The 24,282-nt window shown below is 62.4% G+C and carries 32 protein-coding genes and 1 tRNA gene; 18 read left to right on the plus strand and 15 right to left on the minus strand.

The window, feature by feature from the left end:
- Positions 1 to 54: 54 nt before the first annotated feature.
- The gene (gene purS / locus VIL88_RS04310) at positions 55 to 297 is read right to left on the minus strand and encodes a phosphoribosylformylglycinamidine synthase subunit PurS (protein WP_331986362.1); all 243 of its coding nucleotides are present in this window, start codon (positions 295 to 297) and stop codon (positions 55 to 57) included.
- A 17-nt stretch (positions 298 to 314) separates the two neighbouring features.
- Positions 315 to 1,079, minus strand: a complete 765-nt coding sequence (purC, locus tag VIL88_RS04315) for a phosphoribosylaminoimidazolesuccinocarboxamide synthase (protein WP_331986364.1) — start codon at positions 1,077 to 1,079, stop codon at positions 315 to 317.
- Positions 1,080 to 1,297: 218 nt separating this feature from the next.
- Between purC and VIL88_RS04320 the strand changes: the two genes are divergently transcribed.
- From VIL88_RS04320 to VIL88_RS04330, 3 genes are all read left to right on the plus strand, one after another.
- On the plus strand, positions 1,298 to 1,621 hold the full coding sequence (locus VIL88_RS04320) for a DUF1476 domain-containing protein (RefSeq protein ID WP_331986366.1): 324 nt from the start codon (positions 1,298 to 1,300) through the stop codon (positions 1,619 to 1,621).
- A 166-nt stretch (positions 1,622 to 1,787) separates the two neighbouring features.
- Positions 1,788 to 1,928 carry a hypothetical protein gene (locus VIL88_RS04325; protein WP_331986368.1) on the plus strand — a complete coding sequence of 47 codons (141 nt, stop codon included), beginning with the start codon at positions 1,788 to 1,790 and terminating at the stop codon, positions 1,926 to 1,928.
- Complete coding sequence (locus VIL88_RS04330; RefSeq protein ID WP_331986370.1) at positions 1,918 to 2,196, plus strand: type II toxin-antitoxin system RelE/ParE family toxin; 279 nt, start codon at positions 1,918 to 1,920, stop codon at positions 2,194 to 2,196. The genes VIL88_RS04325 and VIL88_RS04330 overlap by 11 nt, the downstream gene beginning before the upstream one ends.
- A 10-nt stretch (positions 2,197 to 2,206) precedes the next feature.
- Here VIL88_RS04330 and VIL88_RS04335 read toward each other — a convergent pair whose 3' ends face one another.
- Genes VIL88_RS04335 through rpe form a run of 5 tightly spaced genes read right to left on the minus strand, consistent with a single transcriptional unit; the run spans position 2,207 to position 5,632 of the window.
- Positions 2,207 to 2,638, minus strand: coding sequence for a GNAT family N-acetyltransferase (locus VIL88_RS04335; protein WP_331986372.1), 432 nt, complete (start codon positions 2,636 to 2,638; stop codon positions 2,207 to 2,209).
- Positions 2,638 to 3,186: an RBBP9/YdeN family alpha/beta hydrolase gene (locus VIL88_RS04340; protein ID WP_331986374.1), complete on the minus strand. Its 549-nt coding sequence runs from the start codon at positions 3,184 to 3,186 to the stop codon at positions 2,638 to 2,640. Before VIL88_RS04340 ends, VIL88_RS04335 begins: the two co-directional genes overlap by 1 nt.
- On the minus strand, positions 3,183 to 3,596 hold the full coding sequence (locus tag VIL88_RS04345) for a GNAT family N-acetyltransferase (RefSeq protein ID WP_331986376.1): 414 nt from the start codon (positions 3,594 to 3,596) through the stop codon (positions 3,183 to 3,185). The genes VIL88_RS04340 and VIL88_RS04345 overlap by 4 nt, the downstream gene beginning before the upstream one ends.
- Positions 3,593 to 4,921 (minus strand): adenylosuccinate lyase, encoded by a 1,329-nt coding sequence (gene purB / locus VIL88_RS04350; protein ID WP_331986378.1) that lies wholly within the window; start codon positions 4,919 to 4,921, stop codon positions 3,593 to 3,595. Before purB ends, VIL88_RS04345 begins: the two co-directional genes overlap by 4 nt.
- Before the next feature lie 30 nt (positions 4,922 to 4,951).
- Complete coding sequence (gene rpe, locus VIL88_RS04355) at positions 4,952 to 5,632, minus strand: ribulose-phosphate 3-epimerase (RefSeq protein ID WP_331986380.1); 681 nt, start codon at positions 5,630 to 5,632, stop codon at positions 4,952 to 4,954.
- Between the two features lie 720 nt (positions 5,633 to 6,352).
- Here rpe and VIL88_RS04360 point away from each other — a divergent pair.
- Entirely contained in the window at positions 6,353 to 7,396 is a 1,044-nt protein-coding gene (locus tag VIL88_RS04360; protein WP_331986382.1) for a hypothetical protein, read from the plus strand.
- Positions 7,397 to 7,547: 151 nt separating this feature from the next.
- On the plus strand, positions 7,548 to 8,489 hold the full coding sequence (locus VIL88_RS04365) for a hypothetical protein (RefSeq protein WP_331986384.1): 942 nt from the start codon (positions 7,548 to 7,550) through the stop codon (positions 8,487 to 8,489).
- A gap of 593 nt (positions 8,490 to 9,082) precedes the next feature.
- Here the strand turns inward: VIL88_RS04365 and VIL88_RS04370 are convergent.
- The 3 genes from VIL88_RS04370 to VIL88_RS04380 are packed head-to-tail and all read right to left on the minus strand — an operon-like array spanning position 9,083 to position 10,770.
- Positions 9,083 to 9,955, minus strand: a complete 873-nt coding sequence (locus VIL88_RS04370; protein ID WP_331986386.1) for a CsgG/HfaB family protein — start codon at positions 9,953 to 9,955, stop codon at positions 9,083 to 9,085.
- The gene (locus tag VIL88_RS04375; protein WP_331986388.1) at positions 9,949 to 10,299 is read right to left on the minus strand and encodes a hypothetical protein; all 351 of its coding nucleotides are present in this window, start codon (positions 10,297 to 10,299) and stop codon (positions 9,949 to 9,951) included. Before VIL88_RS04375 ends, VIL88_RS04370 begins: the two co-directional genes overlap by 7 nt.
- Before the next feature lie 33 nt (positions 10,300 to 10,332).
- The gene (locus tag VIL88_RS04380; protein WP_331986390.1) at positions 10,333 to 10,770 is read right to left on the minus strand and encodes a hypothetical protein; all 438 of its coding nucleotides are present in this window, start codon (positions 10,768 to 10,770) and stop codon (positions 10,333 to 10,335) included.
- A 324-nt stretch (positions 10,771 to 11,094) separates the two neighbouring features.
- On the opposite strand from VIL88_RS04380, the gene VIL88_RS04385 reads away from it, so the two are divergent.
- On the plus strand, positions 11,095 to 11,829 hold the full coding sequence (locus VIL88_RS04385; RefSeq protein WP_331986392.1) for a cytochrome c biogenesis CcdA family protein: 735 nt from the start codon (positions 11,095 to 11,097) through the stop codon (positions 11,827 to 11,829).
- 88 nt (positions 11,830 to 11,917) lie between these two features.
- The gene (locus VIL88_RS04390) at positions 11,918 to 13,177 is read left to right on the plus strand and encodes a GNAT family N-acetyltransferase (protein ID WP_331986394.1); all 1,260 of its coding nucleotides are present in this window, start codon (positions 11,918 to 11,920) and stop codon (positions 13,175 to 13,177) included.
- Here the strand turns inward: VIL88_RS04390 and radC are convergent.
- Complete coding sequence (radC, locus tag VIL88_RS04395) at positions 13,169 to 13,924, minus strand: RadC family protein (protein ID WP_414650109.1); 756 nt, start codon at positions 13,922 to 13,924, stop codon at positions 13,169 to 13,171. The two genes, VIL88_RS04390 and radC, sit on opposite strands and share 9 nt — an antisense overlap.
- Positions 13,924 to 14,757, minus strand: coding sequence for a type I methionyl aminopeptidase (gene map / locus VIL88_RS04400; protein WP_331986396.1), 834 nt, complete (start codon positions 14,755 to 14,757; stop codon positions 13,924 to 13,926). The genes radC and map overlap by 1 nt, the downstream gene beginning before the upstream one ends.
- A gap of 125 nt (positions 14,758 to 14,882) precedes the next feature.
- Between map and VIL88_RS04405 the strand changes: the two genes are divergently transcribed.
- The 3 genes from VIL88_RS04405 to VIL88_RS04415 all read left to right on the plus strand — a co-directional run bounded on the left by VIL88_RS04405 (position 14,883) and on the right by VIL88_RS04415 (position 16,948).
- Positions 14,883 to 15,656 carry a competence/damage-inducible protein A gene (locus VIL88_RS04405; RefSeq protein ID WP_331986398.1) on the plus strand — a complete coding sequence of 258 codons (774 nt, stop codon included), beginning with the start codon at positions 14,883 to 14,885 and terminating at the stop codon, positions 15,654 to 15,656.
- Positions 15,657 to 15,760: 104 nt separating this feature from the next.
- Complete coding sequence (gpt, locus tag VIL88_RS04410; RefSeq protein WP_331986400.1) at positions 15,761 to 16,258, plus strand: xanthine phosphoribosyltransferase; 498 nt, start codon at positions 15,761 to 15,763, stop codon at positions 16,256 to 16,258.
- 264 nt (positions 16,259 to 16,522) lie between these two features.
- On the plus strand, positions 16,523 to 16,948 hold the full coding sequence (locus tag VIL88_RS04415; protein ID WP_331986402.1) for a GNAT family N-acetyltransferase: 426 nt from the start codon (positions 16,523 to 16,525) through the stop codon (positions 16,946 to 16,948).
- Positions 16,949 to 17,595: 647 nt separating this feature from the next.
- Here VIL88_RS04415 and VIL88_RS04420 read toward each other — a convergent pair.
- Positions 17,596 to 18,345: a Crp/Fnr family transcriptional regulator gene (locus tag VIL88_RS04420; protein WP_331986404.1), complete on the minus strand. Its 750-nt coding sequence runs from the start codon at positions 18,343 to 18,345 to the stop codon at positions 17,596 to 17,598.
- A 218-nt stretch (positions 18,346 to 18,563) separates the two neighbouring features.
- Between VIL88_RS04420 and VIL88_RS04425 the strand changes: the two genes are divergently transcribed.
- Both VIL88_RS04425 and VIL88_RS04430 read left to right on the plus strand, forming a co-directional pair.
- Positions 18,564 to 18,830 (plus strand): DUF6894 family protein, encoded by a 267-nt coding sequence (locus VIL88_RS04425; RefSeq protein ID WP_331986406.1) that lies wholly within the window; start codon positions 18,564 to 18,566, stop codon positions 18,828 to 18,830.
- Positions 18,827 to 19,036 (plus strand): hypothetical protein, encoded by a 210-nt coding sequence (locus VIL88_RS04430; protein ID WP_331986408.1) that lies wholly within the window; start codon positions 18,827 to 18,829, stop codon positions 19,034 to 19,036. The genes VIL88_RS04425 and VIL88_RS04430 overlap by 4 nt, the downstream gene beginning before the upstream one ends.
- 30 nt (positions 19,037 to 19,066) lie before the next feature.
- On the opposite strand, the gene VIL88_RS04435 is transcribed toward VIL88_RS04430, so the two are convergent.
- The gene (locus VIL88_RS04435) at positions 19,067 to 19,768 is read right to left on the minus strand and encodes a glutathione S-transferase (protein ID WP_331986410.1); all 702 of its coding nucleotides are present in this window, start codon (positions 19,766 to 19,768) and stop codon (positions 19,067 to 19,069) included.
- A gap of 202 nt (positions 19,769 to 19,970) precedes the next feature.
- On the opposite strand from VIL88_RS04435, the gene VIL88_RS04440 reads away from it, so the two are divergent.
- The 4 genes from VIL88_RS04440 to VIL88_RS04455 all read left to right on the plus strand — a co-directional run bounded on the left by VIL88_RS04440 (position 19,971) and on the right by VIL88_RS04455 (position 22,333).
- On the plus strand, positions 19,971 to 21,029 hold the full coding sequence (locus VIL88_RS04440; protein ID WP_331986412.1) for an acyltransferase: 1,059 nt from the start codon (positions 19,971 to 19,973) through the stop codon (positions 21,027 to 21,029).
- Positions 21,030 to 21,567: 538 nt separating this feature from the next.
- Positions 21,568 to 21,653 (plus strand) — tRNA-Leu (locus tag VIL88_RS04445).
- Positions 21,654 to 21,665: 12 nt separating this feature from the next.
- Complete coding sequence (locus VIL88_RS04450; RefSeq protein ID WP_331986414.1) at positions 21,666 to 22,046, plus strand: RidA family protein; 381 nt, start codon at positions 21,666 to 21,668, stop codon at positions 22,044 to 22,046.
- Complete coding sequence (locus VIL88_RS04455; RefSeq protein WP_331986416.1) at positions 22,046 to 22,333, plus strand: hypothetical protein; 288 nt, start codon at positions 22,046 to 22,048, stop codon at positions 22,331 to 22,333. Before VIL88_RS04450 ends, VIL88_RS04455 begins: the two co-directional genes overlap by 1 nt.
- Here the strand turns inward: VIL88_RS04455 and VIL88_RS04460 are convergent.
- Entirely contained in the window at positions 22,330 to 22,989 is a 660-nt protein-coding gene (locus tag VIL88_RS04460) for an RluA family pseudouridine synthase (protein ID WP_331986418.1), read from the minus strand. The genes VIL88_RS04455 and VIL88_RS04460 overlap by 4 nt on opposite strands.
- A gap of 113 nt (positions 22,990 to 23,102) precedes the next feature.
- Between VIL88_RS04460 and VIL88_RS04465 the strand changes: the two genes are divergently transcribed.
- Positions 23,103 to 23,285, plus strand: coding sequence for a CsbD family protein (locus VIL88_RS04465; protein ID WP_331986420.1), 183 nt, complete (start codon positions 23,103 to 23,105; stop codon positions 23,283 to 23,285).
- Between the two features lie 93 nt (positions 23,286 to 23,378).
- Complete coding sequence (locus tag VIL88_RS04470) at positions 23,379 to 24,281, plus strand: CHAD domain-containing protein (RefSeq protein ID WP_331986422.1); 903 nt, start codon at positions 23,379 to 23,381, stop codon at positions 24,279 to 24,281.
- Position 24,282 lies beyond the last annotated feature (1 nt).

Here is a 24,282-nt window from a genome sequence, read left to right on the forward strand (position 1 = left end):
GCAGTATGGTCCTGCGCCACAAGACGGCGCGACGTTGGTTATCGCCCGAAGGCGTTAATTTGAGATTTCGACCGAGTAGTTTTCGATCACGGTGTTGGCCAGCAGCTTTTCACACATGCTGTTGAGCTGAGAACGTACGGACTCCTGGTCCGTTCCCACCAGCTCTACGTCAAACACCTTACCCTGTCGCACAGAAGCCACACCCGGGAAACCGAGGCCCTTGAGCGAGCCCTCGATGGCCTGGCCCTGCGGGTCGAGCACACCGGCCTTGAGCGTCACAGTCACACGTGCCTTCATTGTCCTGGCTCCGATTTCTACTGGACGAGGCGCGGACCGGTGGTCAGCGCATTGTCGGTTTCAACCAGGATGCCAAGGCGCTGCGCGACTTCGCGATAGTTCTCGATGAGGCCGCCAAGGTTCTCGCGGAAGCGGTCCTTGTCCATCTTGTTGCGGGTCTTGATGTCCCACAGGCGGCAATTATCCGGCGAGATCTCGTCGGCCAGGACGATGCGCATCAGGTCGCCCTCATAGAGGCGGCCACATTCGATCTTGAAGTCGACGAGCTGGATGCCGACTCCCATGAAGAGGCCGGTGAGGAAGTCGTTGACGCGGATGGCCAGCGACATGATGTCGTCGAGTTCGGCCGGGGTAGCCCAACCGAAGGCGGTGATGTGTTCCTCGGAGACCATCGGGTCGCCCAGCGCATCGTCCTTGTAGCAGAACTCAATGATCGAACGGGGGAGCTGGGTGCCGGGCTCGAGGCCCAGGCGCTTCACCAACGAACCGGCCGCATAGTTGCGCACGATGATCTCGAGCGGGATGATCTCGACTTCCTTGATCAGCTGCTCGCGCATGTTGATGCGGCGCAGGAAGTGAGTCGGGATGCCCAGGCCGTTGAGCTTGGTGAAGACGAATTCGGAAATGCGGTTGTTGAGCACGCCCTTGCCGTCGATCACTTCGTGACGCGCGCCGTTGCCGGCGGTGGCATCGTCCTTGAAGTACTGAACCAGAGTGCCAGGCTCGGGACCCTCGAACAGGATCTTGGCCTTGCCCTCGTAGATTTTGCGACGACGGTTCATTGGGAATCCGGACCGTTGGGGGGAGGGAGAATTTGGCCGCTTCATGCGCCAGAACGGCTCAAAATTGCAAGCTCTTTCGCTGGAGAGGGTGAATGGCACGGCCGGTCCATGCATAAGGTCGCAGCCCATTGGCGGAAGTTGATTTGGTTCGGCGAACCCCCTATGTCCATTTCACAGGCCGGTGAGCGGCAAGAGATGACGGCAAGCGGGAGAGTTGCATGAGCCAGTTCGAGGATCGGCAAAAGGGTCAGGAAGCCAAGTTCGCTTTCGACGCGGAAAAGAAGTTCAAGGCGGAAGCCCGCCGCAACAAGCTGCTGGGCATCTGGGCCGCCGAACTGCTGGGCCTCACCGGCGATGAAGCGCGCAACTACGCCGCCGAAGTCGTGGCCGCCGACTTCCAGGAAGCCGGCGACGAAGACGTCTACCGCAAGATCGCCGGCGATCTCGAGGCCAAGGGCCTCAGCGTCGGCGAAGCGGCCATACGCCAGAAAATGCTGCAGCTGACCCAGACCGCCAACGAGCAGATCGCCGCCGAAGGCTGATCGTTTCTGTCTATCTTCACAAGGCTCCGCCCCAAAGGGCGGGGCTTGTGCATGTCCAATCGTTGCGGCACGCTACCGTTGCTGCTAGCATCCTCGGATGAACCCGTCAGAGACCCTGAGCATCGATGTTTATCCCTGGGCCGCGCCCACCGCGGAGCAAAGGGCGATGTTCGATGCTTTGCCTCCGGCTGAAAAGCGCCGCTTGATTTTCGAGGCCATTGAAGAAGGCTTCAGCAGCGGCATCAGCGAGAAATCCATCGACGAGATCCTAGCGGAAGCACGCGCCCGTCATCGGCATGCGTCATAAGCTTTCCCGCCGAGCCGAGGCCGACCTCCAAGAAATCTACGGCTACACGCTGCGGGCCTTCGGCCCGCGTCAGGCGGAGAAGTATCTCAAAGACCTATCCCGCACTTTTGAGCTGATCGCGGAATATCCTCAAAGCGGTCCACTCTATGAAGGAAAGACCCGGCAGTTCCTCCACGGGTCGCACATCATCCTTTATCGCGTGCATGATGAAGGCATCCTCATCGGGCGCATCTTTCATGGCGCCCAACGTCGCCCACCCGCAAGCTAGCTGCCTAGGCTCACCGATCCGGGACACCAGCCGGCTTGAGCCACAATGCCATGCCGATGGATCGGGGCATGACGGGCTCAAAGCCGAACTTGCTGTAGAGGTGCCGGGCGTCGCCGTCGGCCACGAGGCTGATATAGGCGGTCTCCGGCGCGTGGGCGTGAAAATGGTCCATCAGCGCCGTCATGATGCGCTTGCCCAGGCCCTTGCCCTGATGCGCCGGTTCCACGGCGATGTCGACGACCTGAAAGGCCGTGCCGCCATCGCCGATGATGCGCCCCATGCCCACCGCGCGGCCCTCGTGCCGGACGGTGACTGCGAACCAGGTGTTGGGCAGGCCCGCCGCGGCCGCCTCCAGCGACTTCTCGCTGAGGCCCGACACCCGGCGCAGGCGGCGGTAATCCTCCACCGAAGGTGTTTCGGGACGCAGCTCGAACGGGTCCATCACAGGCGCTGCATCAGCCGGGTGAACATCAAGAGGCCCTCGGGCCAGGGACCATGGCCGGAATCGACATTAATGTGTCCCGCTTCCCCGGCCTGGTGGAAGTCCGAGCCCCAGCAATTGGCAAACTCCACGGCGCGGTCGAGCGACACATAGGGGTCGTTGCTGGAGGCAACCACCATGGAGGGGAAGGGTAGCGGATCGCGCGGAATGGGGCGGAACACATAGGTCGCCTCGGGTGCCGCGGGGCTGAGCTCCACATCTGTCGGCGCCACGAGGAATGCGCCCCGCACATTGCCTGGCAGTCGCGGCGCGGCATGGACCACGGCCGAGACCGAAGTGGAATGGGCCACCAGCACGACCGGGCGCGACGTCAGGCGGCAGGCCTGGTCGATGGTCGCGACCCAGTCGTCGGCCTCGGGTTCCCACCAGTCCGCCTGCTCGACGATGGCGGCGGTCGCCATGCGTTCGGCCCAGCGCGTCTGCCAATGTCCCGGCTTGATGCCGCCGAGGCCGGGAAGGATCAGGACGTCGCATTCGGAGATCTTCATGTGCGGTGCGTCCTGTCGCGGTAGAAGGCGGCGCGGGTCTGGGTGAGGCCGATCTTCTGGTAAAAACCCTCGGCGCCCGGCAGCACCAGGAGGACGATGCTGCATCCCGGCCCCAGGATCTGCCCCGCCGTTTCCATCAGCGTCTTGCCGATGCCTTGCCCCTGCGCCGTTTCCACCACGGCCATGTCGGCACAGTAGCAGACCCAGCTCCAGTCGGTCATGCCGCGGAACAGGCCCAGCAGGCGTCCGCCGTCATCGCGCGCCGTGACCACGATGCTGGAGTTGTCCAGCATGGCCTGGACGCGCTCGGTATTGCCCAGCGGCCGCGTCGGCCCCAGCTTGCTCTGGCCGACGCAGGCGACGTATTCCTCGGCCGTCAGCCCGGTCTCCTGGGCGCAAATGACGCTCACCCGAACACCCGCTTGAAGATCGTGTCGACATGCTTGAGGTGATAGGCATCGTCGAACATAGCGTCGATTTGCGCATCGCTCAGAGTCACTTCGGGGTCAGCCTTGAGGTTCTGCGCAAAGAGCCCGGCGCGCTCGCCGTGGTGCTCCCAGACCTTCATGGCATTGCGCTGCACCGCGGCATAGCTGTCCTCGCGCGAATAGCCGGCCTGAGTCAGCGCCAGCAGTACGCGCTGCGAATTATGAAGGCCGCCGAGCAGATCGAGGTTGCGGCGCATGTTCTGCGGATAGACGACGAGCTTGTCGATGACGCCGGTCAGCCGGGCTAGGGCAAAATCGAGCGTCACCGTCGCGTCAGGGCCGATCATGCGTTCGACCGAGGAGTGCGAGATATCGCGTTCGTGCCAGAGCGCCACATTCTCAAGCGCCGGCGTGACCATGCCGCGCACGAGGCGCGCTAGGCCGGTGAGGTTTTCGGTCAGCACCGGGTTGCGCTTGTGCGGCATGGCCGAGGAACCCTTCTGGCCGGGCGAGAAATATTCCTCGGCCTCGAGCACTTCGGTGCGCTGCAGGTGGCGGATCTCGACGGCGACGCGCTCGATTGACGAGGCGATGACGCCTAGTGTGGCAAAGAACATGGCATGCCGGTCGCGCGGAATGACCTGCGTCGAGACCGGCTCCACCGTCAGCCCGAGCTTTTCGGCGACATATTCCTCCACCTGCGGGTCGATATTGGCAAAGGTGCCGATGGCGCCCGAAATGGCCGCGGTCGCAATCTCGGCGCGGGCCGCCACCAGGCGCTGCCGGTTGCGGGTGAATTCGGCATAGGCCTCGGCCAGCTTGACGCCAAAGGTGGTGGGCTCGGCATGAATGCCATGCGAGCGGCCGATGGTGATCGTGTCCTTGTGCTCAAGAGCGCGGCGCTTGAGGGCGGCCAGGAGCGCGTCGATATCGGCGATCAGCAGGTCGGCAGCGCGCGCCAACTGCACCGACAAGGTGGTATCGAGAATGTCCGACGAGGTCATGCCCTGGTGCACGAAGCGGGCATCGGGCCCCACGATTTCGCTCAGGTGGGTGAGGAAAGCGATCACGTCGTGCTTGGTGGTGCGCTCGATCTCGTCGATACGCGCCACGTCGAAGCCGTAGTCCCCGAGTTCCGCCTTGCGGCGGTTCATCACGTCCCAGATGTTCTGCGCCGACTCTGCCGGCACCACGCCCAGTTCCGCAAGCTTGGTGGTGGCATGCGCCTCGATCTCGAACCAGATGCTGAAGCGCGTTTCCGCCGACCAGATGCTGACCATTTCCGGGCGGGAGTAACGAGGGATCATGGGCTTGGACCTTGTGGTTCAGAGTTTGAATCAGGCGCTGCGGCCGGTGGCCGCCATGCGGATCGCGGCGATACGGCTGGCATAGGTTGCGGAGTCATTGCCGGCAAAGATCGATGACCCCGCCACCAGAACATTGGCGCCAGCATCGGCGATGGCGCGGGCATTGTCGGCCGTTACCCCACCGTCGACTTCGAGGTCGATGGGGCGGTTGCCGATCAGCGCCTTGGCTTGGCGCAGCTTGTTGAGCGTCTCGGGAATAAAGCTCTGGCCGCCGAAGCCGGGATTGACGCTCATGACGAGAACGAGGTCGACATCGTCGATAACGTGCTGGATCGCCGCTACGGGTGTCGCCGGATTGAGCGCAACGCCCGCCTGCTTGCCCAGGCCGCGGATCGCCTGCAGCGAACGGTGCAGGTGCGGGCCCGCCTCGGCATGGACGGTGATGATATCGGCGCCGCCCTTGGCGAAATCGGCGAGATAGGGATCGGCCGGGGCGATCATCAGGTGGCAGTCGAACACCTTGTCCGTCACGGGACGCACCGCCTTCATGATCGGCGCGCCGAAGCTGATATTGGGCACGAAGTGACCGTCCATGACGTCGATATGGATGAAGTCCGCGCCGCCCTCGGCAATGGCGCGGACCTCCTCGCCCAGGCGCGCGAAATCGGCGGAAAGGATCGAGGGGGCGATACGGATGGGGCGGGTGGTCATCGGCATTCACCTCGGCCGCGTGTGTGCATAGAGGCTGCTATATTGTGGCATGGCGCCAGCGGCAAGGGCCGATGCTCGGAACGGTCCAGCGGCAGGCCTGGCGAGCCAATGCGGCTGCTCACATTGGTCAGCAGGATGGCAGCATTGTGTGCGCATCTGCGTCGCGGAGGGGGAGCTCTGTCTCGCCCCCTCGTCGCGGAAGGGGCAGAAATCCTGGCCCAATCCGTGACCTTTTACTTAAGCCACCTAAGTAAATAATCGAATATCCGCTAAGTAGATCATCGCGGAATATTGTTATGAACCCGTATTGGTTAACCAAGCATTAATTGTGATTAGACGGCGCGGCCAAGATGTGGCAAAGATGTGGCCACTAGGGCATGTGAGAAAATCACGCGGGGGAAAGCGCTTCATGAAAGATACCGCACGACATTAAGCGGAGTCGGGCAAGGCGGACACTGCTGTCACAGTATCTGTTGACGCGTCCTTCTGTCGGCACCTTCCCAAACATATTCAGCACTGGCTTTCTGCCGCGGCAATACTTTGGCGCGCATTGAGCCCGGCTGACCGTCATCAGACAAACTGAAACGGTGCAAGCGAAGAGATCCATCTCTACGCGCGGGGCAGCTCGCCATCAGTTCCAGATGTCTGTGTCTAGAACTGTCGATCCTCTCAAAAGAAGGGCGACGGCAGTGCGTCAACTTTGGAAAATGGAGAATTGAAATGAAGAAGACAGTATTCGTTGCAGCTCTGCTTGCTACCAGCACGCTGGGAACCGCATCAGCCTTCGCCTTCACTTTTGGAGGCGGTCACCATGGTGGTGGCGGTTATCCGGGTGGCGGTTCGAACAACTGCGGCACCGGCATGTGTACCCAGGATTCCGATTTCTACCAGAAGTTGCTCGGCTTCCAGAAGGCCCTCAACATGATCGTTGATGTGGAAGATGCGACAGCCATCGTTCAGGAAGCAGTGAACGCCGGCAATCTCATCTCTGTTGGTGATGCTGAAGATATCGAGATCGATCTCGCCAATGTCGAACAGTATGGCGACCTCTATCAGTTTGCCCTCAACAAGCTGGAAGGAGACGACTGGAGCTCCGATTTCACCGACGTCACGCAGTCTGCAACCAACGTCGTGAACTCCATCAGCGGTGACGGCGTGTTGTCGATCGAGCAGACCGCCAAGGGTGCTCAAGACGCGACCAACAAGATCCTCGGTTCGGGCAACAGCACGTTCATCGATCTTGAGCAGGCCGCAACCAATGTGGTGAACACCGTCACGGCCAGCACCTCCAAGACCATCGAGCAGGTCGCGCACACCGACCAGACAGCCATCAACGTCATCGTCGGCGGTGAAGGCGGCTACGACAACGTCGGATCCGATATTAATTGGGATGAGGCGGATGCGGTTTCCACTCAGGCCGCCGTCAATGCCGCAAACCTGGTCAACATCGACACGCTGACTGGCGCGATCACTCAGTCCGCTTCCTACAACCCGCAGATTGCCGTCAATGCCGCGATCTTCCACGGCTACGATGCCGACGTCTTCGACTTCGGCCAGTCGGCGACCAACGTCGTCAACAGCGTGACGGTCGGCGACATCAATCCGAGCATCAACTGCAACTGCTATGACGGCTGGGAGATCAACCAGGAAGCTTTCGCCAGCCAGCTTTCCAGCAACCTGCTGGAGACCATGGGCAGCGTGACCAACAGCGTCCAGTCGGCCACCAACGTGGCCAACTCGATCAGCATCCCTTCGGGCGATTGATCGATCTGGGGCCGCGCTTCGGCGCGGCTCCTTCCTTCAAAACAGGGAGTGGTCGAGATGCCCCGGTTCAGCGTGGTCTATCTGAGCCTTCTGCTGGCGCCTGTCGCCCATGCGCAGGATGGGCTGCCCAGCGTCGAGCAGGACGGCAGCGGTGCGCAAATTATCGAACCTCATCCAGGTCGGCACGCTGGAGCGCCTCACCGACAGCTATATGAGCCAGATGCTGGACTTTGCCTCCACCGGCAACCTGTCGCAGTCCGGCAGCAATGCGATCAATTCCGTGGTCTATGCGGGCGATCTCAACAGCGTCGTGCAGCGCTTCGACGGCACGCAAACCGTCGGCAACAGGCTGGCGCTGGGTGCGGTCGACGTCTTCGGCACCGTAAACCAGACCGGCAACAATGTTGCCAATTCCACCATTTCCAACAGCCTCGAATTTGCCGATCAACTGCTGGCCGCCACCGGGAAGCAGCTGGTGCTTAACAGCGCCGAACTGGCCATTCTCTATGGCAACATCAATCAATCCGGGCTCAACATGGCCAACTATGCCGAGGCGGCGCTGGCCGTTGGCAGCGCCAGCCAGGAGATCGAGCTGGGCGCGGTGCAGCGCGTCGACAACACACTCACCGTTGCCGCCATGTCCGTGGTTTCGGCCGCCATCACGCAGCGCGGCGAGAACTTCGGCAACATCATGATTTCCGAGACGGTGGACAGCGTCACCCGCAACTTTGCCGGTGACCAGATCGTCCACAATGTGGTGACGCTGGGCGAAGGTGGCGCCGGCCCGATCACCCAGCACGGCGCCAATGTCGCCAACTTCATCATGTCGAGCCGCATCGGTTCGCTCGAACAATCCTCCGTTGGTACGCAGACGGTGATTAACGAGGTGCTCGATGCCAAGGGCCGGCCGGTCAAGGGCGACGGCATCATCCAGACCTCCGAGGATTCGGTGAATGTCATCATCCTCACCAAGCCGGCCGAAGGCGGCGACTCCGCCGTCATCGAGGTGGCGCAAACGGCCGATTTCCCGCAGTCTTCCAACAGCAATGGCGGTGGTTCTCAATCGGGGAACACGCTGGTGATCAACCGATAGGGAAGCAGCGGGCGCGGGAGGGCGGGGCGGCCCTCCGGGCAAGAGGCAGCCAGTCCCCTGGCTGCCTCTTTTCTGTTGTCGACCCGCGCACGGGTGAAGATGACCGACGCAGCTGACTTTTGCGCCTCCTATAGCCCTCCGCGCAATGCCGTGATGGGTTCCTCGGTGCCACGACAACCGTCAGACGGCGGGCAGCGATTTCATAAGCGGCCGAGGGATTGAAGCGGCGTCCTAGTTCCTGGCGCAGTTGCCGCCGCGGGAGGAGGCTTGGCCAACTGGTGGTTTCAGAATGCAACGCAGGCAAATTTGATATCCAAGCCCCCTCGCGCCGCACCCGCTGACGAACGATCAGGAACGTGTGCTGAGCACGACCGGCGACCCAAAACCTGGGTCAGGATCTGGTGCGGGCAGGCCGGTTGATGGTTACTGTCGAAGGTGATAGGCCCGCCTGACCCGAGATCCGGCCGCACCGGACGTGTGACTCCCCTCACGATCACCGCTGAACTCAGCAGCTGCCGGACCCGAAGGGGAGGTACAGAAAACGCCCGGAACACAGGCGCGCCACTGCCACGCGCACCGACACCCGTTCGCTGTCAGGGCTTGACCACTGCCGTCTGCATATTGGCTTCGGCGCGGATTTCCTGCGTGGCGGCCGGCAGGTATTTGTCGCAGGAGCCCTGGTGGTGCACCAGCGAGGCGACGATGTCATAGGCCGCTTCCGCCATCAGCCAGCGCACCCCGGCATGGAGACCTTCCTGGGACTTGTCGCCAATCTTGACGTCGAACAGCTCGTTGGAAAAGAAGCGGAACACCGAGGCATAGACTTCGGTGCCGATCGCCTGCTTGGCATAGGAGCCGGCCCGCACGATGCGCGTCGTTTGCGTATTGGTGACGCGGATGTCGGCGGCAGCCGTCAGGGCGAAGGCGCGGGCGCCGGCGCCGAGGCCGCCGACCGTTGCTTCCGCCCCGCCCGAATAGGTGTTGAAGTCGAGCTGCGTCAGCGCGCCGTCGATCACATAGTCCGAGCCGCGGATCGTGCCCTTGGTCACGGGACGGAACTCCACCGTCTGGTTGCCGACGGTCGCGGTGCCGCCGTCGCCCAGCAACTGCTCCTTGGCGCGGGCGATTTCCCACTCGGTCACCACGGTATTGGTGCGGTTGACCTGTTTCATGCCGGCCTTCTGCAGCGCCGTGATCAGCATGGCGGCCACGTCGCGCGGCACGAAGCTGCCTTCGTCGGAATTGAACTTGTTGGTCTGGTCGGTAATAGTGTGGACCGCCAGCATGATGCCCGAATTGCGCACTTCCGGCGTCTTGCTCAGGCAGACCAGCGCCTCGTCATGCGGCGTGGAATTGGCGATCGGCACCGGGCCGTGAAAGGCTGCCTTGGGCCGTGTCATCGGCGTCAGCGCCGTACATCCCGCCAGCGCCACCAGGGCGAGGCTCATGCCAAGAAGTTTCAGCATCCGAACATGCCCCCGGTAACGTTGAAGCTCGAGCCAGTGCAGTCGCGCATCTGGGATTGGGCGCCGCTATTGGTCTGGGTGACGGAGATCACGTTGTTGGATCCGTTCACGGTGATGGAGGTGGAGTTGCCCGTCTGCCCGGTCCCGGTGCCGATGCCATTGCTGCTGCCCGAGCCGAGGAGGCCCATGAGTTCCAGCCGCGTGCGCTCGAGCGCCAGGTTCACCTGCCGCTGGCTGTCGGAGCGGAACTGGTAGGGCCGGCTTTCGCCCAGGCCATTGGCGGCGGCGGGCAGGGCGGCGGTGGCTGACAGGGCCAGCGCGATCAGGAAAAGCTTTGTGGTCACGCCGATCTCCTCGGATACGTTCGCATCGGGTTCTTAGAATTCGAGGCAGTTTTCGCTGCTGCACCAGGGGCCGTTGGCCACTTCCGGCGGCGCCGGCCAGTCGTCGGGCTTGCTGGCGAGGTAGACCTGCGCCTGCGCCTGGTAGCCGCGATAGGCCGCCTCCAGCTTGTCGCGGCACAGAACCGCCGCCTGCGAGCGCACGAAGCGGTCGAGGCTTTTCTGGGTCGTGCCGTCTGTCAGGTCGGGGAGTTCCTGATTGAGCGCCTTGAAGAAATCGACAATACTTTGCGTCCGCGCGGTTGGACTATTAGCGACAAAGCGGTCGCAAGTAACGGCTACGGTGCGCATGGTGACCATCGACGCCAGGAATGGCGCCGGATCATAGGCTGGTTGTGCCGGTTCTGCTGGTTGTTGCGCAATCGCGCTGCCCGCAAGCGCACAGAAGGCCATGGCCACCACAGTGCGACGCAATGGTGTTTTCACAAGACTTACCCCGAATCCTGATCTTGAGGATAGCTGAGGTTGTTTGTAACGCTAGAGCAAATCAGCAACAGTGGTCAATTAGATACTTCTCTGCTGATAGTATAGAAGATGTACGTACATAGAAGTAAGAATCCGGCGCCGGCAGATGTTTAGCCTGTCCCAGACCGGGCCGGCTTGCCGCCTGCTACCTAGGTAGTCGTACGAGGTGGGTTCCGGTGTCCCGCCTTTCACTTCGCGGCGATGCGACAACGCCGGCATTGCGTTGGCCGGTGCAGGCGCTAGAACGCTTCGGGCAACAGGAGCGTCAGCCTCGTGGAATTTTCATTGCCGTTGGTGTTCGGGGCAGGGGTGCTGAGCTTTCTCAGCCCTTGCGTCCTGCCGCTGGTCCCGCCCTATCTCACCTATATGAGCGGCGCCAGTTTCGACCAGTTGCGCGGGGAAGATGCCGATGCCGCCGCCCTGCAGCGGCGGGTCGCGGTGACGTCGCTGTTCTTTATCGCCGGCTTTGCAGTGGTCTTCGTAGCCCTGGGCGCCACCGCCACCGCCTTTGGGCAGGCCTTCCGCCAGCTGCTGCCGATCCTGACCCCGGTCGCCGGCGTCGTCATCATTGCCATGGGCCTTCATTTCCTCGGCCTCTATCGCATTGGCCTTCTGGACCGCCAGATGAGGCATCAGGGCCCCGGCGTCGCCAGCGGCCCGCTCGGCGGCTTCCTTCTCGGCCTGGCCTTTGCCATCGGCTGGACGCCCTGTATCGGTCCGGTACTCGCCGCGGTGCTCTCCGTCGCTGCCGGCCGCGAAACGGCCTGGGAAGGGGCAGGGCTCCTCGCGCTTTATTCCCTGGGCCTGGGCGTTCCCTTCTTTCTGGCCGGCATCGCGGTGGGGCCGTTCCTCACCTTCTTTCAAAGCTTCAAGCGCCACCTCCATACAGTGGAAAAGGTCATGGGCGGCCTGCTGGTGCTCACCGGCGTCCTCTTTCTAACCGGCAACTTCACCCGTCTGTCCTACTGGTTCCTGGAGACCTTCCCGGTCCTCGCCAATTTCGGCTGAGTAACGGCGGCTTAACCTTCCAAGGTTTTTTGACACTCTGTCAGCCAAACTTCAGCCGCGGTTTACCTGCTCCCGCCAGAGTGCGGGCATGAGCGGGAGCGCCTTCACACTGCAAACGTCCGGCCCTGGCACGGACTTGGAAGCACAGCGCGACGGGGACGCAGCGGCGCCCGCGTCGCTCCGGTCGCGCATCGACGTCTCCGTCACCTCCCGCATCGAGGATGTCGAAGCCGTCTGGCGCAAGCTCACCGCGCCAGCCATCGAGTCGCCCGGCCAGAGTTTCGACTTCATTCGGCTCTGGGTGGGCGATCGCCAGATCGCGCCCGAAAACCAGCGCTACGTCCTGGGCTCGGTCGATGGCGAGCCTGTGGCGCTCCTGCCGCTGCATCGCAAGCGCGTCCATGGCCTGCCGGTCTTTACCTGGTTTCCCGGCGCCAATGCCGGTTGCTATGCGCCCATCGTCGATGCCGACCGGCTGGTGGCGCTCGGCCCCGAAGGGCGGGCTTCCCTCTGGGCGGCCATGACAGCCTCGCTCAAGGGTGCGGAGGTGATCTATCTCCGCTCGATCCCGGTGGAGGTCGGCGGTCACGAGGACCTGTTCGGTGAACTGGGGACGCAGCTGCGGGTGGAGACGCTTTATCGCGCCGAGTTCCCGAGCTGGGAACAGTGTGACAAGCTCCAGCGCAGCAAGAGCCGCCGCAAGCATGACCGGCAACAGGGTGACCGCCTGGCGGCCTTGGGCGAGGTCAGCTTCTGCGAGTTGCGCAATGGCGACGATACGGGTTTGGCCCTGGCCACCATGTTCCAGCAGCGCTCGGCCCGCTTCAAGGCCATGGGCGTCCGCGACCCCTTCGTGCATGATCGGCTCTTCAACTTCTACCAGGCGCTGGCGAGGCCCGATTCCGGCGTCGACCTGCGGCTCCACGTCCTGCGGCTCGATGGCGAGATCGTTGCCGTCCGCTACAACGTCGTCCACAATGATCGCATGTTCTGCCTGATCTCGTCCATGAGCGACGATCCGCGCATCCAGGGCGGCTCGCCCGGCAAGCAGTGCCTCCTGCGCGTCATGCAGACGGTGTTCGACCAGGGCATCGGCGTCTTCGACATGGGCCAGGGCTTCACCGACGAGAAGCGCCACTGGTGCAATGTCCAGAAGCCGCTCCGGCAGCACTATGTCGGCCTCACGCGCAAGGGGGCCCTTGTCGTCCACGCGCACCGCAACTTCCAGAAGGCACGGGCGGCCATCAAGGCTAATCCGCAGCTCAAGGCCGCGGCGCGCAATCTCCGGCAGCTGGTCGATCGCTTGGGCCCCACGGCCCCGGCCGCCGCATCCGACCAGCTAGATTAGCTTGAGGCTGCGCAGCGAGGCGTGGCCGGATTTTCCGACAATGATGTGGTCGTGCAGCACGATGCCGAACGGCTTGGCGATGTCGGCGATTTCGCGCGTCATCCGCACATCGGCCGATGAGGGAGACGGATCGCCCGAAGGGTGGTTGTGCACCAAGATGATGGCGGTGGCGGACAGTTCGAGCACCCGCTTGATGACCTCGCGCGGATAGACCGGCGTATGGTCCACCGTCCCGGTCTGCTGCACCTCGTCGGCGATCAGCCGGTTCTTCTTGTCGAGAAAGAGAATACGGAACTGCTCGATGGATTCGAACGCCATCTGGCTGCGGCAATAATCGATCAGCTGGTTCCAGGACGACAGGATCGGCTTGTCATGGTCGATGCCGTCGCGCCCGAAGCGGGCCGCTACCGCCTGGATCACCTTGAGGTGGGCGACGGTCGTGGGACCCAGTCCCTTGATGGCGGCAAGGCGCGCCTGGCTGGCCGAGAACACGCCGGAAAAGGAGCCGAATTCCTTGAGCAGGGCCTTGGCCAGCGGCTTGGTGTCCTTTTGCGGGATGACCATGTGGAGCACGAGTTCGAGGAGTTCGTAGTCCTCAAAGGCGTCGGCGCCAAGCTTGAGGAAGCGCTGCCGCACGCGTTCGCGGTGGCCGGCATGATCGGGCTTGGCGCCGGCCGCATCGGAATGCGGCATAGCATCAAGAGCGGGGAAGGGCGCCTCGGCGAGTTCGACGGGGCGCTTCGGCATCAGGCAGCCCGTGCAGCCAGGGGATTGAACAGGCCGCCGGGCGACACGGTGAAGATTTCGCAGCCCGTCTCGGTGATCCCAATCGTATGCTCGCATTGCGACGACAACGTCCGGTCCCGCGTCACCGCGGTCCAGCCATCGGAGAGGATTTTCACATGCGGCCGGCCCAGATTGATCATCGGCTCGATAGTGAAGATCATGCCGGGCTTGAGCGGCACGCCCATGCCCGGTGTGCCGAAATGGAGGATGTTGGGCTCGTCGTGGAAGAGCTTGCCCACCCCGTGGCCGACGAAATCGCGCACCACGCTCATGCGCTCGCCTTCCGCCAGCGTCTGGATGGCCGCGCCGATATCGCCCGTCGTGTTGCCCGGCCTGGCCGCCGCCATGCCCGCGTCGAGGCTGGCATAGGTCACCTCGATCAGCCGCTCCGCCTTGCGCGAGATTTCGCCCACCGGATACATGCGGCTCGAATCCCCGTGCCAGCCATCCACCACCAGCGTCAGGTCGATATTGACGATGTCGCCCTCGCGCAGCGGCCGCTCGTCGGGAATGCCGTGGCACACCACATGGTTGATCGAGGTGCAGAGCGAGTGGCGATAGCCCTTGTAGAATAGGGTAGCCGGCACGGCATTGTTGTCGCGCGCGAATTCATAGGCGATCTGGTCGAGCTTGGCCGTCGACACGCCCGGCTCGACGAATTCGGTCAGGATGTCGAGCGCCCGCGCCGTGAGGCCACAGGCCTTGCGCATGCCCTCGAAGCCCTCGGCGCCGTGCAGCGGAATGACGCCGGCGGTGCGGCGGGCCTTGGCGGGCGCTTCGACAAAGGTGATCATGGAGGACTCCGGCTGTTGAAGGGCAAAATAGTCCCTCGTCCCGCGGTTGGGAAGCCTCCGGCGCCAGCTTGACGCCACTATCGCGCCGGAGCATGTCTGATGAACAGCAACCCAGAGAACATCCCATGTCCGCAGACAGCATCACGGCCGGCCTCCTGGTGATCGGCGACGAAATCCTTTCGGGCCGCACCAAGGACGTCAATATCGGCGCCACCGCCGAATTCTGCACCGATCTGGGCATCGAGCTCACGGAAGTGCGGGTGGTGAGCGACGATACCGACGCCATCGTCGAGGCCGTCAACGCGCTGCGCAGGCGCTATACCTATGTGTTCACCACCGGCGGCATCGGCCCCACCCATGACGACATCACCGCCGATGCCATTGCCAAGGCCTTCGGCGTCGCCCTGCCGATCAACCCGGAAGCGCGCGCCATGCTGGAGGCGCGCTGGAAGCAGACCGGCACCGAGGTCAACGAGGCCCGCCTGCGCATGGCCCGCATTCCCGAGGGCGCAACGCTGATCGTCAATTCGGTCAGCGCCGCCCCCGGCTTCCGCATCGGCAATGTCCATGTCATGGCCGGCGTGCCGGTGATCATGAAGGCCATGCTCGAGGCCATTGCGCCCACGCTCGAAGGTGGGCGCAAGGTGCAGTCGGTGACTATCAAGGCAGCCGTGGGCGAGGGGACTTTGGGCAGCCCGCTGGCTGCCCTCCAGGACCGCTTTCCGGACGTCAAGATGGGCAGCTATCCGCAGATGGGTAAGGACCGGGTGATGACCGAGCTGGTGCTCCGCTCCGCCGACCTCGACCGCCTCAACCTTGCCGCCGGCGAGGTCCGGCAGATGGTAACGCAGGTGCACCTGCGCGAAGGCGTGGCGCTGCCCGACGACGAAGTTTACTGACTGGGGGCAAAAGCCTGCGTGCCTGATTGGCGCGGCGTTCCGCTTTTGCTAAGCACGGTGCCTTGATTTACCGGGCGCTGCCGCGCCGGCGCAGGAGACGTGACTTGAGCAACGCCAACCAGAAATCCTTTCCCGTCACCTGGGACCAGTTTCACCGTGACAGCCGCGCCCTGGCCTGGCGCCTGGCCGGCATGGGAAGCTTCGATGCCGTGGTGGCCATCGCCCGCGGCGGCCTGGTTCCCGCTGCCATCGTCGCGCGCGAGCTCAATATCCGCACCGTCGAGACCGTGGCGGTCAAGAGCTACGACCACCAGAACCAGGGCGGCATCCAGGTGCTCAAGCCCATCAGCCAGCCCATCCTCGACATCGCCAAGAATGGCGGCAAGATCCTGATCGTCGACGACCTCGTCGACACCGGCTCCACCGCCCGCGTCGTCCGCGACATGCTCCCTGGCGCCCACTTCGCCACCGTCTACGCCAAACCCAAGGGCCGCGACCTCGTCGACACCTTCATCACCGAAGTCAGCCAGGACACCTGGATCTTTTTCCCGTGGGACCTGGACGTGGCCTATGTCGCGCCGATCAGTGGTGGGACGGACTGACGGGGCAGCCCGATCGATTGTGGGGCACGCGTAGCAGCAAGGGTCTGCAAGGGGGTGGGTTGCGGACTGGCGGCTTTCGGCTGAAAATGTGCCTTGTCAGCCGGAAAGGACACTTCGTGCATTACCGTGAGGCGCTGCCCAAGACGTCGACGGCATCACTCCTATCCATGTCATAGGTGGCCAGCAGGCCTATGCTGGTATTTTGCCCGCAACCTATCTCGAATGCGTAATGCCTAAGGAAAAAGCGATCTCTGGCGGTCTCGATTGGGCGAAGGGATAGATCAGTCCAGAATGTCGGTAATGGTCGCCGAAGAAGCGAACGATCTTGCCGGTTTTGCTTGCTTTCTGTTCGACCAAGAACAGGATTTTGGGACTTATCTTCACAACATTTACGTCGCCAAAGGTTATCAGCGAAGAGGCGTAGCCAGCGGCCTGCTTGCAGCAGGGATTGAGGCTTTCCATGCAACTAGGCGTGGGGAGCCCGTGCATTTGCTCGTCTTTGCCAAAAACGCGCCGGCCCGAGCTTTTTATGATCGATTAGGCGGCAGAGTGATCGAACAGATTGAAAGAAGTCGCGCTGGAAGCGAGCCTGTAGCTCTTTTTCGATACCAGTGGGCGTCTGCAAACAAGCTGCGAGAGGCTTCGCTGCGGCAGATATCAGGGAGCGGCATTAATCGGTCTAGTGGCTGACATGGGGTCGGGAGCAGCCATGGTCGCTTAGGCGGATTGCTCCTTCAGCCAACCTCTCAAAAACTTATCCCCGCCTCCCTTCACCCGTGCCAAACTCCACCCATTCCCGCCACGACACGCAGTGCCGACGAAGCACTGGGCGGGGGGAGTGGTAGCCGGAGTCGCCTGGCACCGGCGTGGATGCTGACCACCGGTAGGCGGGGGACGTGAAAAGGAGAAGGGGGGGATCCCCGCCCGATCGCCCAACCGGACGTTCCTTCATGGAGCCGCTCGATGCATGCGCGGGAAAAACCAGTTCGTGTGAAGCGGCTTTCGCCTCTTCAACTCCCTCAAACAGGCGGCGCAAGCCGTCGGGGCGAAAGCCGCTTCCCACCGTGCAACCGCGACGCCAACTGGCCGGGCGGCGTTTTGTGTTGGAGCAGGTCCGAAGTGTCTTGCCCCTTTATCATCGAAGTCGGGCAGGACACCTGGATCTTCTTCCCCTGCGGCCTGACGTGGCCAATGTGGCACAGGTCGGTGGGCGACGGACTGAGGCGATTGGTCCCTGACGATCATGAAGCTGATGGGCGGCAAGGTGCTCTGCAGTAGGCAGCCTCACGGAGTGCCGCTCTGCGGCAGAGAGCTTGTCCGGCGGTGAGCAAAAACGCTTAGCTGGGTGAGAAGCGAGCTGTCTTGGGCATTCGAAGGTATGTGGGATCGAACTCGGCTGATCGAGCGAGGCCGTCCCAGTCCTTGATGGTGATGAGGTCTCGCTCCCAGCTGATCACCCCGCGCGCTCTGAGCTTCTGTATCGCGCGATTGGCATGAACTGGCGTAATGGCCAGGCACTCACCAACTGTGGCCTGCGACAACGGAAGGTGGAAGCTGTAGTCGTCGACCCTGCCAATCTGCCGAAGGCGCAGGTAGAGCTCACAAATCAAATGGGCAAGGTGCTGGTGGGCCTGGTAGCTTCCCAGGCAAAAAGTCCAGCGCCTGTGCGTGCCGCCATCGACAAGCGTGTTCAACCACAACAGGCGGACGAGCCCGGGATTTTGTTCGTAAATCTGCGTCAGCCGTTCGTGCGGGAACATGGCTACCTGGCAGGTCGTCAACGCGACTATGCCATGGTCCAGCGGCTTCATCAGCAGGCTATGAAGGTCAACGAAGTCCCCGGCTACGTGCAGCGACGTTATCTGGCGAGAACCATCCAGCTTCAGGTTATAGCGTGCTGCAAAACCGCTCAGAAGCAAGGTACTGTGAGAGGGCGACGTGCCTTCAAGCACCAGCTCCGTGTCGGGCGGCACCTCGCGCTCGGAGCTTACCGCCTGTTCGAGAAGCGCCTGCTCTTCCCTGGAAAGAGGCCCGTAGTTCAGAAGACGGGCGATCAGGAGCCTCACCAAGGAAGCGTCGGAAGCCATGCTCTTTCTCCAATTAGGGCAAGAGCAAACCGCTTCTCCCAATCGTCTGCGACCTAACTTGGCGGCATTCGATGCGCTCGCTGTTATCACAACTATCGTGAAGACGCGCTATTCTGCATCAATACGTCTAATCCATCTTATAGGTATTTAGCGGTTCCGAATTTTTTCGGAAACAGTGGCGCCTTTTCCATTGGTACTCCGCATCAGGAGATTACCGCATGGCCCGTTTTTTCTTCCACATTGTGGATGGTCAATTTGTCCCCGATACTAACGGGATTGAATGCAGCACGCAGGCACAAGTCAAAAATCAGGCAGTTCGTATCGCCGGTGAGATGATCAAGGACCTCGGTTCGGAAGTGTGGGGTACGAGTCGCCTAGACCTCTTCGTCTGCGACGACCAGAACAATACCCACCTGAAACTGTCGTTTTTTGCCGAGGACGTTTCTGGTACGCTGGGCAAGTTGGTGCCTGAGTCGTCCACATGATGGTCAGGGCGATACAGCTTTCCGAAGCAGGGGCAGCACTGGACGCTGTCGCGACGGAAGCGGACCTGATGCAGTGGCACGACGACTGGATGAGCAGTTCCGAATATGTCGGAATGTCCGACGACGAAGCAGGATTTCTCGAAGCATCTTTCGAAGCGAGGGCCCGGCTTTTCGCTGGCGTTACGCAGAAGCCGCCGTCGCTGTAAGCCTCCCTGATCGCTCGGCAACACGCGGTCCTAGCGGTTCAAGACCTCCGCCATGGATTGGCCGATCTGCCCGCCGGCATAGGCCTCCCCATATTGCCTGCGGGCATCCCCGGAGAGCTTGCTGAGGGCCGGGAGGGCCGAGACGCGGCGGCAGAGCGCGGCCGTCATTGGGGCGCTTTCCTCGAGCAGCGTCCGGATCGCGCTAAAGCGATCGGTCATGGTGGTCCACAAGGTGGCGGTGATCACGTCCGCAATGGCTGGTGCCACGCCGCCCAGCATGAAGCCGCTGTCGGCCTGGAGCCCGTGTCGACGCCCGGTTTCTTCCCAGATGCGCATCCACTGCTGAAGCCTGGGCTTGAACTCCTCCCAGCGCTCCGGCGTCCACATCGCCTTGCCGCCATCGAGGGTGATCTCGTCGATCACGTCATTGGCGTCGTTGACGATCTTCATGGTCATCGCCCGCTCCTGGGGCGTGTCCGGCAGGAGGTTCAGCGTTTCGCCGAGATAAAGGATGATGGCCGGCATCTCCGCGATGGCGAACCCGGTCGTCAGCTCGATCAGCACCGGCGGCCCCATGAACGGCACCGGCATGTCACCGATCGCACCCTGCATCAGCCGCGAAATCTTGCCATCTCCACCCTCGACCCAGCTCTTGCCGGCAAAAGCGAGCACCGCCCGGACGAATTGGCCGCGAAACGGGACGGACCAATAGAGCAGTTCATAGTCGGCCATGGGGAGCTCCTGCGAGCGTTGCAGCCTGTCGCCAACGCTCTCGAAGGCGATCGGTTCGATCGATGCCGATCTCTGACGCAGCGGCTGGTGCCGGCTCGCAAGCTTCATCAGCGAAAATCGGCACGGCCGTTTACGATAAAGATCAGATATGCACTCGTTGGTGGCTCAGGTCTGTTAGCTATTTGGCAACCTTGGGCAAGACATGCAGAAATCAAGCACCTACCGGCCAGAGCTAGACAGCATCCGTGCACTATGCATCATTTTTACTGTAGCCGGGCACGTACCTGGAGCGATGCCTCTCATTAATGGCAGCGTAGGAGTTGATGTCTTCTTTGCGCTTAGCGGCTGGTTGGTCACGAGTCTGCTGCTCAAGGAGAGGCAGGTCGCCGGGGAAATTTCTCTTGGCTCCTACTACCTGAGGCGCACATTCCGCATCGTGCCGCTTTATGCTCTGACAATTGGCTTGTACTTTTGCGCTGCTTACCTGCTGCAGGCGATGCTGTCCCAGGGTGAGGAACTCTCGGCCTTTCAATCGGGCTTCGTGTATTTCGTCACATTCAACGGTGAATACATGTTGCACCGTGACGGGCTGTTGTTTGGCCACTCATGGACCTTGGGGATCGAAGAAAAGTTCTACCTCTTTTGGCCGCTAGCTATCATTCTGCTGGGGCAGCACAACATCTCTGTTCTTCTCGGCGCAACCATTCTCGCCATCACCATCCTGATTTTGCCGGCTTCCAACCCAGAACTGCTCGTTAGAGGCTATGTTGGATTGGCTGCCGGTGCTTTCGCCGCCATAGCTTCCTCGCGCTCTACAGCGATCTCCCGCGGCTTTGGGAACTTGATTGCTCCGCGGTTAGCACTTTTGGGCATTGGCTTTGCTTATTTGGCATCAGTTTTCCTTCCGACTGCGATCATATGGAACCTGCTGATATCCCTTTTTGCAGTGCCGCTGATCGCTCACTTGTGGATACAACAGAGTGAAGGCTCCATCGGCAAAGTGCTGAGGTGGACGCCACTCGCGGCCCTTGGTCGGCTTACCTATGCGGTGTACCTAACTCACGTCCTTGTGATAAATGCCGTTTTGCTGGTTCTAGACCGCTTGGGTTGGTCGCCGGGATGGTGGCTCACCTTTCTCCTTTCGTATGCTGCGTCACTCTTATTGGGGGTTTGCTTACATCTCTTCATCGAGAGGCCCTTTATTGCGGCGGGCCGAAACTTATCGAGACGCTCCATCAAAGGTACTGCCGTGCCAGTTTGATCGTCGGCAGTGGCTTCAGGATTGCCGGGTGTCACCAAGCTCAGGGTCGTTGAAGCTGCTTTTGAGCCCGGAGTGCTGCCTTGGATTGCGCCTCAGTTCAGGAGCAGCAGGCGACCACTGCAAAAACTTATCCCCACCCTCCTTCACCCGTGCCAAACTCCACCCATTCCCGCCACGACACGCAGTGCCGACGAAGCATTGGGCGGGGGGAGTGGTAGCCGGGGTCGCCCGGCACCGGCGTGGATGCTGACCACCGGTAGGCCGGGGACGTGAGAAGGAGAAGGGGGTAATCCCCGCCCGATCGCCCAACCGGACGTTCCTTCATGGAGCCGCTCGATGCATGCGCGGGAAAAACCAGTTCGTGTGAAGCGGCTTTCGCCTCTTCAACTCCCTCAAACAGGCGGCGCAAGCCGTCGAGGCGAAAGCCGCTTCCCACCGTGCAACCGCGACGCCATATGGCCGGGCGGCATTTGGCGTTGGCCGAACGGCCACTAACGCGTTGGCACCGCGCGTCCCCCATGCTACCTCCCCCTCCGCCGCGGGCGTGGTGGAATGGTAGACACACCGGACTTAAAATCCGGAGGGGGTATCCCCGTGCGGGTTCGAGTCCCGCCGCCCGCACCACAAGGAGCCGCCATGATCGAGCGTATCGAAACCGGAATCGCCCCCTCATCGGCACCGATCAGTGACGCGGTCCGCGCCGGCAATCACCTGTGGCTCGTGGCCATTGCCGAAGATCCGCAGACCGGCGAGATCGTCGAGGGCGGCATCGAGGCGCAGGCACGCCGCTGCATCGAGAACCTCGAGATCGCGCTCAAGGCGGCCGGCGGCACGCTCCGCAACCTCGTCATGGTGCAGATATTCCTCGTCGACAGCGCCGACGCCGCCGGCATGAACAGCGTCTATCGCGAATTCTTTACCCAGCAACCATTCCCGGTGCGCGCAACCGTCGTGGTCAAGGAGCTCCTTGCAAAGGGCCTCCGCATCGAGATCACCGCGCAGGCGGTGCTGGGCTGATGCTGCTCAAGCTCGAACTGCTGGAGCAGATCCAGCGCGGCGAGGTCGACCTGGTGTTTCGCCGCTGGAGCCGGCCGACGGTGAAAGCCGGTGGCACGCTCAAGACCAAGCTGGGCCTGCTCCAAATCGGCGCGATCACCGACGTGGATCCCGCTGACGTCTCGGAGGCCGATGCCCGCCGCGCCGGCTTCAGCGATGTCGCCGACTTCCGCAAGTGGCTCGACACCATGAAGCCGGGCCACCTGTTCCAGCGCATCGAGGTCGGTTTCCCGCCCGAGGGGCACTAGAACGGCGTCGGCGCCACGAAGCGCACGAATTCGCCCGTCGTGGGATGGGTGAGGCCCAGTTCCGCCGCATGCAACTGCAGCCGGTCGGCCGCCGCCAAAGCCGCAGCATCGGCATAAAAGGCATCGCCCAGAATCACATGGCCGATGGCCTTCATGTGCACCCTGAGCTGATGCGTTCGCCCGGTCAGCGGATGGAGGCGCACGCGCGTCGCCGCCGCCTCGCGCTCCAGCACCACATATTCGGTCTGCGACGGACGGCCATTGTCCCAGTCCACGCGCTGGCGCGGCTTGTTTTCCCAGTCGGTGGCGAGCGGCAGATCGACAAGGCCGCTGTCGCTCTCGATGATGCCGTCGACGCGGGCGATATAGGCCTTGGTGGTCTTGCGGTGCTCGAACTGCGAACCGATGCGGCCATGGGCGCGCTTGTTGAGCGCCAGCACCAGGACGCCCGACGTATCCTTGTCGAGCCTGTGGCACATGCCGGCGGTCGGCCAGGTTTGCCGCGCCCGGTACTCGATGCAGTCCCACAGCGACGGGTCCTTGCCCGGAACGCTCAGCAAGCCGCTCTGCTTGTCGACCACCAGGATATCCTCGTCCACATAAAGGACGTTAAGATAGGGATCGAGGGGCGGGTGGTAGTCGACGAGGGTGGGCATGGGACCGGGCATGCCGGGGGTGTAGCAGACCTCAACGAATAGGTGAATGCAGGGTTGGAACGGCTAGGAGCCCCATCCGTTTATCTATCAGGTAAACCACCAAGGAGATGAAAATGCACAAGGATCATGCCGAAGGTGCTGGCAAGCAGGCCAAGGGTGCCCTCAAGGATGCCGCTGGTGGTCTGACGGGCGACGAACGCCTGCAGGCAGAAGGCAAGGCCGACAAGGCCGACGGCAAGCTGCAGCAGAAGGTGGGCGACGTCAAGGAAGCCGCTCGCGACGCGCTGAAGCACTAAGCGCTGCCGCCAGCCTATTCGGGCCGTCCTTCCGGGGGCGGCCTTTTCGTGTCAGCCTTCCAGGCAAGATCATGGACCCTACCGGACAAGGCAATGAGTTTCACCTTTACCCATCGGCGCGGCATCGAAAAGCAGGTCCGCCAGATTGCGCGCGAACAGATCGGCAAGGCGCTGGAAGCCTGTGCGGACACGCATGCCGAGTTCGACGCGGTGGTGCATGGATTGCGGCGGCGCTGCAAGAAGCTCCGCGGTCTGGTGCGCCTGGTGGAACCGCATCTGGATGGGAGCAAGACCGAGGATCGCGCTTTCCGCGATGCCGCCCGTTCGCTGTCGGGCAGTCGTGACGCGGCGGTCATGGCCGAAACCTTCGAGGCGGTGCGGGCTTTCGACCGCAAAAGCGGCGAACGCATCGAGCCGTCCGAGGGCAAGGCGATCCTGCGCTGGCTCCAGAGCCGCGTCGGCCAGACGCCAACCGGAACGGCACGCAAGCAGATGCTGGGCGAGTTCGTCGGCATTTTCGAAAGGGCTGACAAGCGGGCCCGCGACTGGTCCTTGTCGGGCAAGGGCTTTGCAAAGATCGGCGACGGGCTCGAGGCGACCTATCGGCTGATGCGCCAGGGCCTGCGCGATGCGGAGCAGGAGGGCACGGCGGAGCTGCTCCATGAATGGCGCAAGCACACCAAATACCATTGGCATCATGTGAGCCTGCTGGAACCATCGGCGCCAGACATGCTGGCGCCGCGCCGCAAGCTCCTCGACCGGCTGGGCGAAGCCTTGGGCGACCACCACAATCTTCATGTTCTGGCTGAAACCCTGGGCGACTACGATGACGCCAAACCCGATGCTCTCGCCGCGGTTCACCGGGCCATCGCGGCACTGCAGGATGAGCTGGCACGGGACGCCTTCGTTCTGGGGCGGCAGTTGACCGCCGAAACCTCGTCGAGCCTCGGTGATCGCTTCGGGCGCTATTGGGCCCTGTTGCCCAGGGAGAGTTGAG

The sequence above is a fragment of the Devosia sp. genome, from assembly GCF_036563435.1.
Taxonomy (GTDB): Bacteria; Pseudomonadota; Alphaproteobacteria; order Rhizobiales; family Devosiaceae; genus Devosia.